Origin of the sequence: Streptomyces sp. NPDC055955 (assembly GCF_042270245.1) — a bacterium.
Lineage (GTDB): Bacteria > Actinomycetota > Actinomycetes > Streptomycetales > Streptomycetaceae > Streptomyces.
Window position 1 is genome coordinate 311,456 of the sequence record NZ_JBHJYS010000010.1, and the last position, 16,383, is coordinate 327,838.

A 16,383-nucleotide genomic window follows, 5' to 3' on the forward strand; every position below is an offset into this window, starting at 1 on the left:
GCCCGCGTCAGCCGACCGTCTCGGCGGGCGCCGGGACGAGCCCCGGCCGCGTCCGCATCTCCGGAGAACAGTCGTACGCGCGCAGAGCGTCGTCACCCGGCCCGCCGAGCACGACCTTGTCGTCCTTCGCCGCGGCCCCGCCGTTCGCATACGTACACACGATCTGCGCCAGCGCGTACGGCGAGAGGTCGTCCGGCGGGACGCTCAGCCGCAGCGCGTTGTCCGGGTCACCTTTGCCCGGCCCCGAGACGGTCATCCCGGGCCGTACGTCCGTCGTGTACCCCGCCTGACGCTCGGCGCCGCCCGGAGACTGCTCCAGCTCGTCGAGCAGCGCCTGGGCGAGCCGCACCCGGTCCGAGGCGCCCTGCCCCTTCGGCAGGGTCACCGACCGGTCGACGCTCACCAGCTGCGACGTACAGACCAGATACACCTGCACGGCGAACTCGCCGCCCGAGCGCGACTCCAGACCGGGCCCCGACAGCGTGCACGGCACCCGGGACGGCGCGGCCCCGAAGTCCGTGGGCACCTCCGTCGGTCTGATCCCGCACCCGGCGAGGAGCACGGCGAGAACCGCCGCTCCCAGCACCGCGTGACGCCGTCCTGCCCTGCGTGCGGTCATCACGCGCCGCCCTCCTCACCGGAACCGCCACCGACGGCGCCCTCGTCATCGGGCGGCAGCGTCAGCGGTGACGCGTCGAGCGGCAGCCGGAACGTGAACACGGCGCCTCCCTCGGGGGAGTTGGCGGCCGTGATCTCGCCGCCGTGGATGTGCGCGTTCTCCAGGGCGATCGAGAGCCCGAGCCCACTGCCCTCCGAGCGCGGCCGCGACGCGCTCGCCTTGTAGAACCGGTCGAAGACGTGCGGGAGCACGTCCTGCGGGATGCCGGGCCCGTGGTCACGTACCTCGATCACCAGCGCCGAGTCCGCGAGCCGCACCGACACCCGCACCGGCGAGCCGCCGTGCTTGAGCGCGTTCCCGATCAGGTTCGCCATGATGACGTCGAGGCGGCGCGGGTCGATGCGGGCCATGATGCCGCGCTCCGCGTCCAGGTCCACCGCGTCGAGCCAGGCGCGGGCGTCGATGCAGGCCGTGATCTGGTCGGCGATGTCGACGTGGTCGAGGACGAGCCGGGCGGTGCCCGCGTCGAAGCGGGTCACCTCCATCAGGTTCTCCACCAGGTCGTTCAGCCGGCGCGTCTCACTCACCACGAGGCGCACGGCCGGCTCGATCATCGGGTCGACCGAACCGGTCTCCGCGTCGAGCTCCTCCTCGAGCACCTCCGTCACCGCGGTGATCGCGGTCAGCGGCGTACGCAGCTCGTGCGACATGTCGGCGACGAAGCGCCGCGACGCCTCCTCGCGTGCGCTCATGTCGGCGACCTTCTTCTCCAGATTCTCCGCGGTCCGGTTGAACGTCCGCGAAAGATCGGCCAGTTCGTCCGTACCGGACACCCGCAGACGTGTGTCCAGCTTCCCTTCCCCGAGCCGCCGGGCCGCCCGCCCGAGCCGGTGCACCGGCTTGAGCACCGTCGTCGCCGCGGCCTGCGCGAGCAGCGCCGAACCGACCAGCGCGAGCGCCGTCGCGATCCCGAGCGACCAGGCAAGGGAGTTGAGATCCTTCGCCTCCGGCTCCAGGGACTTGAGCATGTAGCCCGTCGGCCCCCCGTCGATCACCCGCGCCCCACCGACCAGATACGGCGTGTCATTGCTGACGATCCGCTGCCAGTACAGGTGGTAGGGGTGCTTGTTGCCGTCCGTGAGGGGCTGCTCCCTGTTCACCGCGTCCTGCAGCGAACGCGGCACCTCGGCCAGCGTGATCGCGTCCAGGTCGGAGTTGCCGGCGATCCGCCGTCCGTCCTTGTCGTCGCTGATCAGCAGCACGCTGAAGTGCTGACTGCTGCTCGCCATCAGGTTCGCGGCATGCTGCAACTCGCCCTGCGTCGGATGCTCGGGCAGCGCCGCGGCGCGGTTCTGCATCTCCTGCTGGAAGTCGCTGAGCGCCGCGTCCTGCGCCCGGGTCAGCACCGCCTCGCGGTTGAGCCAGTACGCGATCCCCGAGGCCGACACCGCCGCGGTCAGCGCCACCAGGGCGAAGACGACGACGAGCCGCAGCCGCAGGCTCGTGAAGCGCAGGCCGGCGAGTATCGCCTTCTTCGCCGCGGCCCACCCCCGCAGCCGGTCGTGCGCATCGGTCACTGAGGCGTGTCCAGCCGGTAGCCGACCCCGCGCACCGTACGGATCAGCGTCGGCGACGACGGCACGTCCTCGACCTTCGCGCGCAGCCGCTGCACACACGCGTCGACGAGCCGCGAGTCACCGAGGTAGTCGTGCTCCCACACCAGGCGCAACAGCTGCTGCCGTGACAGCGCCTGGCCCGGCCTGCGGCTCAGCTCGAGGAGCAACCGCAGTTCCGTGGGCGTCAGTTGGAGGTCCTCACCGTTCTTGGTGACCGTCATCGCGGCCCGGTCGATGACGAGGCTGCCGAACGACGCCGCGTCGTTCGCCTCCCGCTCGCCCCGCCGGAGCACCGCGCGGATCCGGGCGTCGAGCACCCGCCCCTGCACCGGTTTCACGACGTAGTCGTCGGCGCCGGACTCCAGCCCGACCACCACATCGATGTCGTCGCTCCGCGCCGTGAGCAGGATGATCGGCAACTGGTCCGTGCGCCGGATGCGCCGGCACACCTCGAACCCGTCGATGCCGGGCAGCATCACATCCAGCACGATCAGGTCCGGCCGCTGCTCACGCAACAGCTTCAGACCGTCCTCGCCGGTGGCAGCGGTGGCAACCCGATGGCCCTGGCGCGTAAGAGAGAGCTCCAGGGCCGTTCGGATGGCGTCGTCGTCCTCGATCAGCAACAGGGAAGGCACAGACGCCATTCTGTCCCATGGCACGGCTCGAGTTCGACCGTTGGAGCGCTCCCAAGCTCGTAATGAGGGGGCATCGGGCCCCATCCGCACACGACTCGCACACGCCCGCGCCCTGTGACAGGTCTGTGACAGTCGACGGACACCGTCATGAAGTGTCCCGGGCAAGCTTTTGGACATCGCAAGGACGCAAGTCCTTACGAGCCACGGGAAACCGAGACTCCACGACGGGGGGCGCGAGATGAACACGCTGCACAGCACCACCACTGGCGCAGTTGTCACACGTCTTCATGACGCTCTCGTGCGGAGTCCCGGTTCCGGGAAGCACGAGTTGTCCGGTGCCGTGAGCGGGCGGGGGTGCGCTCGCGGCGCCGGGCGTCAGCACACCACGTACATGACGGTGGTTGACGCGAACCAGGCGGTGTCCGACGGGGGAGCCGCGTACGGGGAGGAATCGGGGGAGCGGAAGAAGTCCCTGTCGGAGGCCGAGTTCACGGCCTACGTCCAGGAACGCCGCGCCTCCCTGTACGCAACCGCCTACCACCTGACCGGCGACCGCTTCGAGGCCGAGGACCTGCTCCAGAGCGCCCTCTTCTCGACGTATCGCGCCTGGGACAGGATCAGCGACAAGGCGGCGGTCGGGGGTTACCTCCGCCGCACCATGACCAATCTGCACATCAGCGCGTGGCGCCGCCGCAAGCTGAACGAGTACCCGACCGAGGAACTGCCGGAGACGGCGGGCGACACGGACGCGATGCGCGGCACGGAGCTGCGCGCGGTTCTCTGGCAGGCCCTGGCCCGCCTCCCCGAACTGCAGCGCACGATGCTCGTCCTGCGGTACTACGAGGGCCGTACGGACCCCGAGATCGCGGACATCCTCGACATCAGTGTCGGCACGGTGAAGTCCAGCATCTGGCGCTCCCTGCGCCGGCTGCGCGAGGACGAGGTCCTCAGCTTCGGCCGTGACCTGGAGGAGTCCTTCGGCGAGCTGGTGGCCTGAAGGCAGGGGGCGGGCCGTCGCTCCGGGGGGACGCGACGGTACGGGGGAGCGGTACCGGGGGGATCACGGGGGATCTTCACGGGGGGAACGAAGCGGGACCGGAGGGCCGGGGGGTCTCTCCGGTCCCGTTTCTCATGCGTACGGGGTGTGCGGGCCGCTCAGGCCTGGGCGCGGGCCTTCACGCAACGGCCCGCGGCGGCCGCGGCGAGGCGGCCGAGGGCCTCCTCCTTGCCGCACGCGTGCGCGCCGAGCGCCGTCTGACGGGCCACGATGCCGCGCTCGGCGCGCATCAGGCGCCAGCCGCGGCGCAGCAGGAACGGCACGGACTTGCGGCCCTCCCTGAGGTCCCGCAGCAGCCGGCGGCGGAACGTCGTGGACGGGCGGCCGCGCAGGCACAGCGCGTCGGCGAGCAGGCCGAGGTCCCGGCAGCGCTCCACGATGTCCGCGGCGAAGATGCCCTCCGCGATGAACAGGGGCGTGCGCTCGATGTCGAGCGTCTCCTCGCCCACCCGCGAGCTGGTCGCGATGTCGTAGACGGGAACACGGGTGCGCCCCGTGCGGCACAGCTCCGCGATCGCGGCGACGGCCGCCTCCGTGTCCCAGGACAGGGGCGAGTCCCAGTCGATGTCCGAGCTGCCCGGCACCTGCGGCAGCGTCGGGTCGTCGCTCTCCTTGTAGAAGTCGTCCAGGCACAGCACGGGAAGCCCGGAGCGGGACGCGAACGACGACTTGCCGGAGCCGGAAGGGCCTGCCAGCAGGACGACCCGGGTCGGTATCGAGGGATGGGAACTCACGAGACACCAGTGTGCTGCATCTCCTGCCCCCGGTGGACCCTGCGGGTCTGCCTTTGTCGCACGGGTGCGCCTCAACTACTCTGCGTACGCGTACGATTACTCGATCTGCGGCGGCGCATCAACCGGCCGCCGGTACCGGAAACGGGCGGCACTCCATGGCACGACACTCAGCGAAGAAGTCCTCGGCGGCCCAGCGTGCGCTGCTGCGCGCGGGGCTCACCCTCACCGCCGCGGGAGCGGCGCTCGGCGGGGGCGCGGTGAGCGCCGGCGCGGCGGAGCCCGCCGCCGCGCCTCTCGCCTCGCCGGTCGGCGACCTCGACACCGCGGCGGCCGGCGGAGCGGTGACGGGGGCGCTCAAGACCGCCGCGAACGAGGGTCTCGCCCCGGTCAAGCACCTGAAGCTCAACCCGCTCTCCGGTACCGGGGTCGATCCGCTCGACAACGCGGTCGGCACCCAGGTCGCCGACTTCAAGCCCGTGACCACGGCCGCAGCCACCGGCCCCCTGGCCCAGGGCGGCGCCCTCGCCGACCTTCCGCTGGCGGGGCAGGTCGCGTCGCTGCTCCCCGGTTAGGGCGCCGTCCCCCCATGACACGGCGAAGCCCCGGCCCTCCTGGACGGAGGAGGGCCGGGGCTTCGGCTTCGGGGCGGGGCTCAGTACGAAGAACCCGATGCGCCGAGTGAACCCGTCGGGTGCCACACCGTCTTGGTCTCGAGGAAGGACGTGAGCCGGTCCGTGCCCGGGTCCGTCGTCCAGTCCGTGTCCACAGCCTGTGGACGGCGTACGCGCTTGAGGTTGTCCGCCGCCGCGATCTCCAGGTCACGGGCCAGATCGGCGTCCGCGCCCGTCAGGTCGATCGCGTTCACGTCCTGGTGCGCGGCCAGCGGCGCGGCGATCTCCGCCGTCCTGCCGGACAGGACGTTCACGACACCGCCCGGCACGTCGGACGTGGCGAGCACCTCGCCGAGCAACAGCGCCGGCAGCGGGGACGTCTCGCTCGCGATCACCACGGCCGTGTTGCCGGTCGCGATCACCGGGGCGATCACCGAGACCAGGCCCAGGAACGACGACTTCTGCGGCGCCAGCACGGCCACCACTCCGGTCGGTTCGGGCGTGGACAGGTTGAAGAACGGGCCCGCGACCGGGTTCGCCCCGCCCACGACCTGGCCGATCTTGTCCGTCCAGCCCGCGTACCAGACCCACCTGTCGATCGCGGCGTCCACGACGGCCGCCGCCTTGGACTTCGACAGGCCCTCGGCGTCCGCCACCTCCCGCACGAACTGGTCGCGGCGGCCCTCCAGCATCTCCGCCACGCGGTAGAGCACCTGCCCGCGGTTGTACGCCGTCGCGCCCGCCCAGCCGCCGAACGCCTTGCGTGCCGCCACCACCGCGTCACGCGCGTCCTTGCGGGACGACAGCGGGGCGTTCGCCAGCCACTTGCCCTTCGAGTCCGACACCTCGTACACCCGGCCGCTCTCGGAACGCGGGAACTTCCCGCCCACGTACAGCTTGTAGGTCTTCAGGACTGTGAGTCGCTCAACCGTGCTCATTTAGCGTGTGCCCTCCGGGCTCGACGGGGCGAGGTACGCCTCCAGGCCGTGGCGGCCGCCCTCGCGGCCGTGACCCGACTCCTTGTAGCCGCCGAACGGCGAGGTCGGGTCGAACTTGTTGAAGGTGTTGGCCCAGACGACGCCCGCCCGGAGCTTGTTCGCGACCGCGAGGATGCGCGAGCCCTTCTCCGTCCAGATGCCGGCGGAGAGCCCGTACTGCGTGTTGTTCGCCTTCGCCACCGCCTCCTCCGGAGTGCGGAACGTGAGGACGGACAGCACCGGGCCGAAGATCTCGTCCCGCGCGATCGTGTGTGCCTGCGTGACGTTCGTGAAGAGCGTCGGGGCGAACCAGTAGCCGCTGTCCGGGAGTTCGCACGGCGCCGACCAGCGCTCCGCGCCCTCGGCCTCGCCCGTCTCCGCGAGCGCCTTGATCCTCGCGAGCTGCTCGGCGGAGTTGATCGCGCCGATGTCGGTGTTCTTGTCCAGCGGGTCGCCCAGGCGGAGGGTGGTGAGGCGGCGCTTCAGCGCGTCCAGCACCTCGTCGGCCACCGACTCCTGGACCAGGAGGCGCGAGCCCGCGCAGCAGACCTGGCCCTGGTTGAAGAAGATGCCCGTGACGATGCCCTCGACCGCCTGGTCGACGGGCGCGTCGTCGAAGACGATGTTCGCGCCCTTGCCGCCCAGTTCGAGCGTGACCTTCTTGTCCGTGCCGGCCACCTGGCGGGCGATCGCCTTGCCCACCGCGGTGGAGCCGGTGAACGCCACCTTGTTCACGTCGGGGTGCGCCGTGAGCGCCGCGCCCGCGTCGCCGTAGCCCGGGAGGATGTTCACCACGCCCTTGGGCAGGCCCGCCTGGCGGCAGATGTCCGCGAAGAACAGGGCCGAGAGAGGGGTCGTCTCGGCCGGCTTCAGGACGACCGTGTTGCCCGTCGCGAGAGCCGGGGCGATCTTCCACGCCAGCATCAGCAGCGGGAAGTTCCACGGGATGACCTGGCCCGCGACGCCCAGCGGCGCCGGGTTCGGGCCGAAGCCCGCGTGGCCGAGCTTGTCCGCCCAGCCCGCGTAGTAGAAGAAGTGCGCCGCGACCAGCGGGAGGTCCGCGTCGCGCGTCTCCTTGATCGGCTTGCCGTTGTCCAGCGTCTCCAGGACCGCGAGCTCGCGGCTGCGCTCCTGGATGATCCGCGCGATCCGGAACAGGTACTTCGCGCGCTCGGCGCCCGGCAGCGCCGACCACTTCTCGAACGCCTTGCGGGCCGCCTTCACCGCGCGGTCCACGTCCGCCTCGCCCGCCTGGGCGATCTCGGACAGGACCTCCTCCGTGGACGGGCTGACCGTCTTGAAGACCTTGCCGTCGGCCGCCTCGGCGAACTCGCCGTCGATGAACAGGCCGTAGCTGGGGGCGATGTCGACGACGGAGCGGGACTCCGGTGCGGGTGCGTACTCAAAAGTCATGGGTCAGTCCACCGTGACGTAGTCGGGGCCGGAGTAGCGGCCGGTGCTCAGCTTCTGGCGCTGCATCAGCAGGTCGTTGAGCAGGCTCGAAGCGCCGAAGCGGAACCAGTGGTTGTCCAGCCAGTCGCTTCCGGCGGTCTCGTTGACCAGCACGAGGAACTTGATCGCGTCCTTGGTCGTACGGATGCCTCCGGCCGGCTTCACGCCTACCTGTACGCCCGTCTGGGCGCGGAAGTCACGCACGGCCTCCAGCATGAGCAGGGTGTTCGCCGGAGTGGCGTTCACCCCGACCTTGCCGGTCGACGTCTTGATGAAGTCCGCCCCGGCCATCATGCCCAGCCAGCTCGCACGCCGGATGTTGTCGTACGTCGACAGCTCGCCCGTCTCGAAGATGACCTTGAGGCGTGCGGCGCCCGAGGCCTCCTTCACGGCGACGATCTCCTCGTACACCTTCAGGTAGTGGCCCGCGAGGAACGCTCCGCGGTCGATGACCATGTCGATCTCGTCGGCTCCGGCGGCGACCGCCTCGCGGACGTCCCCGAGCTTCACCTCCAGGGCGGCGCGGCCCGCAGGGAAGGCGGTGGCCACGGAGGCGACCTTCACGTCGCTCCCGGCCACGGCCTCCTTGGCCGTCGCCACCATGTCCGGATAGACGCAGACGGCGGCGGTGCGCGGGGTCGTACGGTCGGTGGGGTCCGGGTGCACGGCCTTCGCGCCGAGCGCGCGGACCTTGCCGGCGGTGTCGGCGCCTTCGAGGGTCGTCAGGTCGATCATCGAGATCGCCAGGTCGATGGCGTAGGCCTTGGCCGTCGTCTTGATCGACCGCGTGCCGAGGGACGCGGCGCGAGCCTCCAGGCCGACCGTGTCGACCCCGGGCAGCCCGTGAAGGAAGCGACGCAGCGAACGGTCCGAGGCGACCGCGTCGGCGAATGCGGGTGCGGGTGCAGTGGGCATGGTCACGAGGGGAGCATATCTACGCGCGTAGCTGCTGTACAGGGGGAGGGGTGAGTGGTGGGTCTCTGCGGCGGGTGCCGGTGGGGCTGCGTGGGGGCGTGTACGTGCTCGCCGTTCCGCGGGTGCACTCGGCGAGCCGATGGCCTGAACGTGGTGCTGGTGGCTGCGCGCGCCCACGCGCCACGCCCTCCCGTCTCGTGCGCTGCTGATCGTTCGGTGGGGAGCGGGGCCTGTGTGGTTGTTCTCAGGCCGTAATCAACGTTCCTCCCGGCTTCAGGCATCATCGGTGTATGAAGACCCCGGACTCCCAGCCCTCCGTCACGGAACCCGTGGCGGCGGAGCGGGCCTACCGTTCTCCCGCAGGTATCGCAGGTGGCGTCCTGCTGCTCGTGATGGGGGCCTGGCTCGGTTTCGACGCCCTGGTCAACGGCGACGCCCGTACCGCCTGGCTGGCCGTCGCGGGGCTGCTGCTCGCCGTGCCGCTCGTCGTCGCGTTCACGATCCGGCCCGCGGTGTTCGCGAACGAGGACCGGCTGCGCGTCCGTAATCCGTTCCGTGCGATCACCCTGCCCTGGGCGTCCGTCGCCGATCTGCGCGCCGGCTATTCCAGCGAGGTCTTCACCGAGGGCGGGGACAAGTACCAGCTCTGGGCCATCCCCGTCTCCATGCGCGCCCGTAAGAAGGCCAATCGGCGCACGGGTGGCCGTAAGGACAGGGGGCTGAGCGGGGCCGCCGATCTCGTGCCCCGCAAGGCCGCCGGTGACCAGTCTTTGGACGAGATTCGCGAACTGGCCCGGGACCGCGCCGACAAGCCGTCCGCGCAGGGCGAGCCGTCGATCCGCTGGGCCTACGAGATCATTGCGCCCGCGGTCGTGGGAGCGGTCCTGATGGCCGTTCTGCTTCTGATCGGCTGAGCTCAGGCACGGGAAAGGCCGGGGTCGGATGCGACCCCGGCCTTTTGCTCGCCCTTTTTCAGATCCCTGCCGCCGTCGACAGGTCCCGCTTGATCGCGTTCAGTACCCGTGCGCCCTCTGCCCGGGCCGCCGCGAGATCCGCGTGCGCCGCTACCGGGATCACCGCCTCCAAGTAGCACTTGAGCTTGGGTTCCGTGCCGCTCGGGCGGACGATGACCCGGGCGCGGTACTCGCCGTCCAGCGTGTAGCGCAGGCCGTCCGTCGGCGGGAGCGTGGTCGTGCCCCGGGTGAGGTCCTCGGCCCTCGCCACCCGGAGGCCCGCCAGTTCGGTCGGCGGTGCTTCTCGGAGAGCGGCCATCGCCTTGGTGATGATCGCGAGGTCCTCCACCCGTACCGACAGCTGGTCCGTCGCGTGCAGGCCGTGGGCCACCGCCAGGTCGTCCAGCGCGTCAAGCAGGGTGCGGCCCTGTTCCTTGAGCGTCGACGCCAGTTCGGTGACCAGCAGTGCCGCCGTGATGCCGTCCTTGTCCCGTACGCCCTCTGGGTCCACGCAGTAGCCGAGCGCCTCCTCGTAGCCGTAGCGCAGGCCGTCCACCCGGGCGATCCACTTGAAGCCCGTCAGGGTCTCCTCGTAGGGCAGGCCGGCTTGTTCGGCGATCCGGCCCAGGAGCGAGGACGACACGATCGACTCCGCGAAAACGCCCCTGACTCCGCGTGCCACCAGGTGGGCCGCCAGCAGCGCGCCCACCTCGTCGCCTCGCAGCATGCGCCAGTCCTCGTCGTCCTTCACGGCGACTGCGCAGCGGTCCGCGTCCGGGTCGTTCGCGATGATCAGATCGGGGTTCGCGGCCCGGGCCGTCGCGAAGGACAGGTCCATCGCGCCCGGTTCCTCCGGGTTCGGGAACGCGACCGTCGGGAAGTCCGGGTCCGGGTCCGCCTGCTCGGCCACGAGGACGGGCTCGGGGAAGCCCGCTCGCGCGAACGCGGCGAGCAGGGTGTCCTTGCCGACGCCGTGCATCGCCGTGTAGACCGTGCGCGCCGTGCGGGGGGAGCCCGGGGCCAGAACCGCGTCCGTACGGGCCAGGTAGGCCTCCAGGACGTCCTCGCCGAGCGTTTCCCAGCCGGAGTCCGGGCGGGGTACGTCGTGGAGGGAACGGATCGCCGCGATCTCGGCCGCGATCTCGGCGTCCGCGGGCGGCACGATCTGGGAGCCGTCGCCGAGGTAGACCTTGTAGCCGTTGTCGCGGGGCGGGTTGTGGCTGGCCGTGACCTCCACGCCCGCCACCGCGCCCAGGTGCCGTATGGCGAAGGCGAGGACCGGGGTGGGCAGCGGGCGCGGCAGCACCGCGGCGCGCAGGCCGGCGCCCGTCATGACGGCCGCCGTGTCCCGCGCGAAGTCCGCCGACTTGTGCCGCGCGTCGTAGCCGACGACGACGAGCCCGCCCGCCTCGCCCTTGCTCCTGAGATACGCGGCCAGGCCCGCGGCCGCGCGGATGACCACGGAGCGGTTCATCCGCATGGGGCCCGCGCCGAGCTCGCCGCGCAGACCCGCGGTGCCGAACTGGAGCGTGCCGGCGAAGCGCTCGGTGAGCGCCTTGGTGTCGGCGCTCTCGATGAGCTTCGCCAGCTCCTCGCGGGTCTCCGGGTCGGGGTCCTCGGCCAGCCAGGCCTCGGCCCTGGCGAGCAGTTCGGTGTCCTGCAAGGTCACGGTTCGTCCAGCCTCTCGCGAGTCTCTACGGGATCAGATGCGGCCCAGGACCTTGCCCAGGAGCTCGCCCATGCGGGTGGCGGAGTCGCGGCCGGCCTGGAGCACCTCTTCGTGGTTGAGGGGCTCGCCCGTCATGCCCGCCGCCAGGTTCGTGACGAGGGAGATGCCGAGCACCTCGGCGCCCGCCTCACGGGCCGCGATGGCCTCGAGGACGGTCGACATGCCGACGAGGTCCGCGCCGATGGTGCGGGCCATGCGGATCTCGGCCGGGGTCTCGTAGTGCGGGCCGGGGAACTGCGCGTAGACGCCCTCTTCGAGGGAGGGGTCGATCTCCTTGCACAGCGCGCGCAGGCGCGGGGAGTACAGGTCGGTGAGGTCGACGAAGTTCGCGCCGACGATCGGGGAGGTGGCCGTCAGGTTCAGGTGGTCGCTGATCAGGACCGGCTGGCCGGGGCGCATGCCCTCGCGCAGACCGCCGCAGCCGTTGGTCAGGACGATGGTCTTGCAGCCCGCGGCGACGGCGGTACGGACGCCGTGCGCGACGGACGCGACACCGCGGCCCTCGTAGTAGTGCGTGCGCCCGAGGAAGACGAGGGTGCGCTTGTCGCCGATCTTGTACGAGCGGATCTTTCCGCCGTGGCCCTCGACGGCCGGGGGCGGGAAACCGGGCAGCTCGGTGACGGGGAACTCGGCCTCGGGGGTGCCGAGGGCGTCCACGGCCGGTGCCCAGCCGGAGCCCATCACGAGGGCGACGTCGTGGGTGTCGGCGCCGGTGAGCTCGCGCAGGCGCGTGGCGGCGGCGTCGGCGGCGACCCGGGGATCGAATCCGGCGGCGCCCTGGATGTTGTCCGGAGTAACAGATGCGTTCACGCGATCGAGGGTAGCCGGTTCGGTCCTACGCGCGTAGATGACAGACCTCACGGGAATGGGATCGTTGTCTTGTCGTTTCCGACGAAGTCCGCTCAGCAGGGGCGCTTGCGCAGTTCCATCACGTAGTCGTGCGGGGCTCCGGCCGACTCCGCCGCGTCCGCCAGCTCGCCGAGATAGCGGGCCGAGGGGAAGCCGCCCTCGTACCCGTTGAGCACGTACACCCAGGCGGGTTCCTCGCCCTCCAGCGTGTCCACCCGCACCCGCATGCGCCGGTAGATGTCGAGCCCCACGCCCTCCCAGCGGTCCATGGAGTCCTCGTCCATCGGCGCGATGTCGTACAGGGCGACGAAGACCTGCGAGCGGGGCGCCTCGACGAGGGTCGCGAGCGCGCCTTCCCAGCCCATGTGCTCGCCCCCGAACGTCAGCCGCCAGCCGCTGAGCCAGCCCGTCGCGCGCATCGGCGAGTGCGGTGCGCGGCGCGTCATCAGCCGCGCGTCGAGATTGCCGGCGTATGCGGCGTAGAGCGACATGTGGTCGAGGGTACGGCAGGTGTGGCCGAGGTCTCTCCTGTGCCGGCAGCCCCTCCGACGTGGGACGCGCACGGACGGAGGCCCCCGGGGCGAAAGCACTTGAAGCGTGCGGGACAATGGAGTACGTGACTCGGATCGTGATCATCGGTGGCGGACCTGGCGGATATGAGGCGGCCCTCGTGGCTGCCCAGCTCGGCGCGGAGGTGACCGTCGTCGACTGCGACGGCCTGGGCGGGGCGTCGGTGCTCACCGACTGCGTCCCGTCCAAGACCCTGATCGCGACGGCCGAGGTGATGACCACCTTCGACTCGTCCTACGAGGAACTGGGGATCATCGTCGCCGACGACACCCCGCACATCGACAGCCCCGCACGGGTCGTCGGCGTGGACCTCGGCAAGGTCAACCGGCGTGTGAAGCGCCTCGCGCTCGCCCAGTCCCACGACATCACCGCGTCCGTCACCCGGGCCGGCGCCCGCGTGATGCGCGGCCGCGGCCGCCTGGAGGGCCAGCAGGCCGCCGACGGCTCCCGCAAGGTGGTCGTGCGCACCGCCGACGGCAGCGAGGAGACCCTCACCGCCGACGCCGTCCTGATCGCCACCGGCGGTCACCCCCGTGAGGTGCCCGACGCTCAGCCCGACGGCGAGCGCATCCTCAACTGGACCCAGGTCTACGACCTCGACGAGCTTCCCGAAGAGCTCATCGTGGTCGGTTCCGGTGTCACCGGCGCCGAGTTCGCCGGCGCCTACCAGGCCCTCGGCTCCCGTGTCACGCTCGTGTCCAGCCGCGACCGCGTCCTGCCCGGTGAGGACCCGGACGCCGCCGCCGTCCTGGAGGACGTCTTCCGCCGCCGCGGCATGAACGTCATGGCCCGCTCGCGCGCCCAGTCCGCCAAGCGCGTCGGCGACCGCGTCGAGGTCACCCTCTCCGACGGCCGCGTCATCTCCGGCACTCACTGCCTGATGGCCGTCGGCGCCATCCCGAACAGCAGCGGGATGGGCCTCGAGGAGGCCGGGGTCAAACTCAAGGACTCCGGGCACATCTGGACCGACAAGGTCTCCAGGACCAGCGCCCCCGGCGTGTACGCCGCCGGTGACGTGACCGGCGTGTTCGCGCTCGCCTCCGTGGCCGCCATGCAGGGCCGCATCGCCGTCTACCACTTCCTCGGCGACGCGGTGGCACCGCTGAACCTCAAGACGGTCTCCTCGAACGTCTTCACCGACCCCGAGATCGCCACGGTCGGCTACACGCAGGCCGACGTCGACGCCGGGAAGATCGACGCCCGCGGGGTGAAGCTGCCGCTGCTGCGCAACCCGCGCGCCAAGATGCAGGGCATCCGCGACGGCTTCGTCAAGATCTTCTGCCGCCCCGGCACGGGCATCGTGGTGGGCGGCGTGGTGGTCGCCCCGCGCGCGAGCGAACTGATCCATCCCATCTCGATCGCGGTCGACAACAATCTGACGGTCGAACAGATTGCGAACGCGTTCACCGTGTACCCGTCACTTTCGGGCTCGATCGCCGAGGTGGCGCGTCAGCTGCACACGCGGAAGACGGCCGACGAAGCCTGACGGCCGGCGATTTCACCGGACACGGTCAACTTCCCGCAGGTCACAGCCTGTTGATGGCCGTGTGGCGGGCATAGGCGCGGGAGATGAGCGTCTATACCACTTTCCGTGGTTCCGTGCGAACAACTTCTGTAATTCGGCGCATACTGCTGAAAGCAGACGGTCGTTGGGGTTACTGTCAGTTTCGTGTTCGCTGCAGAACGTCGTCAATTGATCCTCGAAATGGTGCGGGCCAATGGAGCGGTATCGCTCCGGGAGCTCGCCCGCGTCGTCCAGACCTCCGAAGTGACCGTACGGCGGGACGTGCGCGCACTGGAGGCAGAAGGACTCCTCGACCGCCGGCATGGCGGTGCGGTATTGCCGGGCGGATTCACGCGGGAGTCCGGCTTTCCGCAGAAATCACATCTCGCGACCGCAGAGAAGACGGCCATCGCCGATCTCGCCGCGGGCCTCGTCGAAGAAGGCGAAGCCATTGTGGTGGGGGCGGGTACGACCACGCAGGAGCTGGCACGCCGGCTCGCCCGGGTGCCCGGGCTGACCGTCGTCACCAACTCCCTACTGGTGGCGCAGGCGTTGGCCCACGCCAACAGGGTCGAGGTCGTCATGACGGGCGGCACTCTGCGCGGCTCCAACTACGCGCTCGTGGGCAGCGGGGCCGAGCAGTCCCTTCAGGGGCTCAGGGTCTCCCGCGCCTTCCTCTCCGGCAGTGGTCTGACCGCCGAACGCGGCCTCTCCACGTCCAACATGCTGTCGGCCTCCGTCGACCGCGCGCTGGTACAGGCCGCCGCCGAGGTCGTCGTCCTCGCCGACCACTCCAAACTCGGCACCGACACGATGTTCCAGACGGTGCCGACCGATGTGATCACGCGCCTCGTGACGGACGAACCGCCCGCCCACGACGACCGCGCGGCCACCGAACTCCAGGCACTCGCCGACCAGGGGGTGCAGATCGCGATCGCCGGAGCCTCGGCGACCGGAACGGGGCCGGCGGGGGGAGATCCCGCCCCGACGCGGCAGACGCGCCGGGACGTACCGCTGCCGGGCCAGCGCCGCACCCAGCTCCCGGGCGGCCCCCAGCTGCGCAGCGCTTCCGCCCTCGACCAGGCACCCCCTGAGCGCGCGGTGAGGGTGGCCGACCTCCGGCGGCGCTGAGCAGGACTCCGGGCGGGGCCGAGCCCGGTGCGGAGCCTTCTGCGTACGGCTGCGGGGCGCCGTCGGACGGCCGCTGGGGCCTGTCGTACGGATCACGCCGGGCTCGCGGGTGCCGGCACCGCGCCAGGCGGCGCTGGCGTCGGTCGCCGACGCTCCGCGTGTGCTCCTTCCTCCGCCTTGCGATGCACCAGCACCGGCTCCCTGGGTACGGCCGGATCCAGACGAAAAAGGTCCTAGCCCGCGGTGATGCCTCGCAGCGTCAGCCGGAGCAGACGATCCGCCAGTTCCGGGTCGTCCGGGGTCTCCTCCGCCGCCAGCGCGATCGCGTTGGTCAGCTGAAGCAGATCGCCGATCGACACGTCCGCGCGCACGGCACCGGCCCGCTGCGCCCTGGACAGCAGGGCCTGGCCCGCCTCGCGCATCGGCGTACTGCACCGCGACATGGCCGAACCGGCGTCGGTCGACGCCGACATGAGGGCCCGTGAGAGCCCGCGGTACTCACCCGCATGAGTGATGATGTCGCGCAGCCATGCCACCAGCGCCGAGCATGGCTGCGGGTCCGCGAGCAACGCCCGCGAGCGCGCCAGCAGATCGTTCACCGCGTCTTCGAAGACCGCGCTCATCAGCGCGTGCCGGTTCGGGAAGTGCCGGTAGAGCGTCCCGATGCCGACGCTCGCGCGCCGCGCCACGTCCTCCAGGGACGCGCCCGTGCCGTGCTCCGCGAACGCCTTACGAGCCTCGGCGAGCAGCCGCTCGTAGTTCCGGCGTGCGTCGGCCCTCATCGGGCGTACGGAAGGGGCCGGGCGGGGCCGGTCCGTCTGGTCCGTGCCGGTCGTCATCGGTCCTCCCTGGTCGTGCGCGCGCTCTCCAGGATGCCTGATCGCGCGGCAGTCGGACCACGGACCGAGACAACGCGAACGCCCGGTGGTCCGTGTCGGGGTCCGCCGGGCGTTCGTGTGGGGTGTGGTGGTGCCGGGGGTCAGTCCTTGATCTCGCAGATGGTGGCGCCGGAGGTGATGGAGGCGCCGATC

16 protein-coding genes are annotated in these 16,383 nt (G+C 71.0%); 5 read left to right on the forward strand and 11 right to left on the reverse strand.

The features are described 5' to 3' along the window. Positions 1-7: 7 nt before the first annotated feature. From ACFC96_RS22275 to afsQ1, 3 genes are read right to left on the reverse strand one after another with little or no spacing between them, the layout of a single operon-like run. The gene (locus tag ACFC96_RS22275) at positions 8-619 is read right to left on the reverse strand and encodes a hypothetical protein (protein WP_376259893.1); all 612 of its coding nucleotides are present in this window, start codon (positions 617-619) and stop codon (positions 8-10) included. After that, positions 619-2,196: an ATP-binding protein gene (locus ACFC96_RS22280; RefSeq protein WP_376259892.1), complete on the reverse strand. Its 1,578-nt coding sequence runs from the start codon at positions 2,194-2,196 to the stop codon at positions 619-621. Before ACFC96_RS22280 ends, ACFC96_RS22275 begins: the two co-directional genes overlap by 1 nt. Further along, positions 2,193-2,870 carry a two-component system response regulator AfsQ1 gene (gene afsQ1 / locus ACFC96_RS22285; protein ID WP_030682803.1) on the reverse strand — a complete coding sequence of 226 codons (678 nt, stop codon included), beginning with the start codon at positions 2,868-2,870 and terminating at the stop codon, positions 2,193-2,195. Before afsQ1 ends, ACFC96_RS22280 begins: the two co-directional genes overlap by 4 nt. A 238-nt stretch (positions 2,871-3,108) precedes the next feature. Between afsQ1 and ACFC96_RS22290 the strand changes: the two genes are divergently transcribed. Then, entirely contained in the window at positions 3,109-3,867 is a 759-nt protein-coding gene (locus tag ACFC96_RS22290; RefSeq protein WP_376259890.1) for a SigE family RNA polymerase sigma factor, read from the forward strand. A gap of 158 nt (positions 3,868-4,025) precedes the next feature. Here the strand turns inward: ACFC96_RS22290 and ACFC96_RS22295 are convergent, their stop codons facing one another. Continuing rightward, positions 4,026-4,661 carry a uridine kinase gene (locus tag ACFC96_RS22295; RefSeq protein WP_376259888.1) on the reverse strand — a complete coding sequence of 212 codons (636 nt, stop codon included), beginning with the start codon at positions 4,659-4,661 and terminating at the stop codon, positions 4,026-4,028. Positions 4,662-4,816: 155 nt separating this feature from the next. Between ACFC96_RS22295 and ACFC96_RS22300 the strand changes: the two genes are divergently transcribed. After that, complete coding sequence (locus tag ACFC96_RS22300) at positions 4,817-5,233, forward strand: hypothetical protein (protein WP_376259886.1); 417 nt, start codon at positions 4,817-4,819, stop codon at positions 5,231-5,233. Positions 5,234-5,313: 80 nt separating this feature from the next. On the opposite strand, the gene ACFC96_RS22305 is transcribed toward ACFC96_RS22300, so the two are convergent. From ACFC96_RS22305 to deoC, 3 genes are read right to left on the reverse strand one after another with little or no spacing between them, the layout of a single operon-like run. Further along, positions 5,314-6,210, reverse strand: coding sequence for an aldehyde dehydrogenase family protein (locus ACFC96_RS22305; RefSeq protein ID WP_376613730.1), 897 nt, complete (start codon positions 6,208-6,210; stop codon positions 5,314-5,316). Further along, the gene (locus ACFC96_RS22310; RefSeq protein WP_376613732.1) at positions 6,211-7,662 is read right to left on the reverse strand and encodes an aldehyde dehydrogenase family protein; all 1,452 of its coding nucleotides are present in this window, start codon (positions 7,660-7,662) and stop codon (positions 6,211-6,213) included. It lies immediately after the preceding gene. A 3-nt stretch (positions 7,663-7,665) separates the two neighbouring features. Further along, entirely contained in the window at positions 7,666-8,616 is a 951-nt protein-coding gene (gene deoC, locus ACFC96_RS22315; protein ID WP_116513451.1) for a deoxyribose-phosphate aldolase, read from the reverse strand. A 290-nt stretch (positions 8,617-8,906) separates the two neighbouring features. On the opposite strand from deoC, the gene ACFC96_RS22320 reads away from it, so the two are divergent. Next, positions 8,907-9,530: a PH domain-containing protein gene (locus tag ACFC96_RS22320; protein ID WP_376613734.1), complete on the forward strand. Its 624-nt coding sequence runs from the start codon at positions 8,907-8,909 to the stop codon at positions 9,528-9,530. A 58-nt stretch (positions 9,531-9,588) separates the two neighbouring features. On the opposite strand, the gene ACFC96_RS22325 is transcribed toward ACFC96_RS22320, so the two are convergent. From ACFC96_RS22325 to ACFC96_RS22335, 3 genes are all read right to left on the reverse strand, one after another. Next, complete coding sequence (locus ACFC96_RS22325) at positions 9,589-11,232, reverse strand: phospho-sugar mutase (protein WP_376613763.1); 1,644 nt, start codon at positions 11,230-11,232, stop codon at positions 9,589-9,591. 39 nt (positions 11,233-11,271) lie between these two features. Continuing rightward, positions 11,272-12,108 (reverse strand): purine-nucleoside phosphorylase, encoded by an 837-nt coding sequence (locus ACFC96_RS22330; RefSeq protein ID WP_116510654.1) that lies wholly within the window; start codon positions 12,106-12,108, stop codon positions 11,272-11,274. Positions 12,109-12,200: 92 nt separating this feature from the next. After that, positions 12,201-12,638 (reverse strand): gamma-glutamylcyclotransferase, encoded by a 438-nt coding sequence (locus tag ACFC96_RS22335; protein WP_116510652.1) that lies wholly within the window; start codon positions 12,636-12,638, stop codon positions 12,201-12,203. Positions 12,639-12,754: 116 nt separating this feature from the next. Here ACFC96_RS22335 and ACFC96_RS22340 point away from each other — a divergent pair, with 116 nt between their 5' ends. After that, the gene (locus tag ACFC96_RS22340; RefSeq protein WP_376613736.1) at positions 12,755-14,203 is read left to right on the forward strand and encodes an NAD(P)H-quinone dehydrogenase; all 1,449 of its coding nucleotides are present in this window, start codon (positions 12,755-12,757) and stop codon (positions 14,201-14,203) included. Positions 14,204-14,386: 183 nt separating this feature from the next. Further along, complete coding sequence (locus ACFC96_RS22345; RefSeq protein WP_376613738.1) at positions 14,387-15,352, forward strand: DeoR/GlpR family DNA-binding transcription regulator; 966 nt, start codon at positions 14,387-14,389, stop codon at positions 15,350-15,352. A 233-nt stretch (positions 15,353-15,585) separates the two neighbouring features. Here the strand turns inward: ACFC96_RS22345 and ACFC96_RS22350 are convergent, their stop codons facing one another. Next, positions 15,586-16,191 carry a TetR/AcrR family transcriptional regulator gene (locus ACFC96_RS22350; RefSeq protein WP_376259875.1) on the reverse strand — a complete coding sequence of 202 codons (606 nt, stop codon included), beginning with the start codon at positions 16,189-16,191 and terminating at the stop codon, positions 15,586-15,588. Positions 16,192-16,383: the final 192 nt, after the last annotated feature.

What these genes read in the sequence shown, in the direction of transcription:
- ACFC96_RS22275 (WP_376259893.1), bottom strand. Translation starts at nt 619, where the DNA reads ATGACCGCACGCAGGGCAGGACGGCGTCACGCGGTGCTGGGAGCGGCG.
- ACFC96_RS22290 (WP_376259890.1), top strand. Translation starts at nt 3,109, where the DNA reads ATGAACACGCTGCACAGCACCACCACTGGCGCAGTTGTCACACGTCTT.
- ACFC96_RS22300 (WP_376259886.1), top strand. Translation starts at nt 4,817, where the DNA reads ATGGCACGACACTCAGCGAAGAAGTCCTCGGCGGCCCAGCGTGCGCTG.
- ACFC96_RS22305 (WP_376613730.1), bottom strand. Translation starts at nt 6,210, where the DNA reads ATGAGCACGGTTGAGCGACTCACAGTCCTGAAGACCTACAAGCTGTAC.
- ACFC96_RS22310 (WP_376613732.1), bottom strand. Translation starts at nt 7,662, where the DNA reads ATGACTTTTGAGTACGCACCCGCACCGGAGTCCCGCTCCGTCGTCGAC.
- deoC (WP_116513451.1), bottom strand. Translation starts at nt 8,616, where the DNA reads ATGCCCACTGCACCCGCACCCGCATTCGCCGACGCGGTCGCCTCGGAC.
- ACFC96_RS22320 (WP_376613734.1), top strand. Translation starts at nt 8,907, where the DNA reads ATGAAGACCCCGGACTCCCAGCCCTCCGTCACGGAACCCGTGGCGGCG.
- ACFC96_RS22335 (WP_116510652.1), bottom strand. Translation starts at nt 12,638, where the DNA reads ATGTCGCTCTACGCCGCATACGCCGGCAATCTCGACGCGCGGCTGATG.
- ACFC96_RS22340 (WP_376613736.1), top strand. Translation starts at nt 12,755, where the DNA reads ATGGAGTACGTGACTCGGATCGTGATCATCGGTGGCGGACCTGGCGGA.
- ACFC96_RS22350 (WP_376259875.1), bottom strand. Translation starts at nt 16,191, where the DNA reads ATGACGACCGGCACGGACCAGACGGACCGGCCCCGCCCGGCCCCTTCC.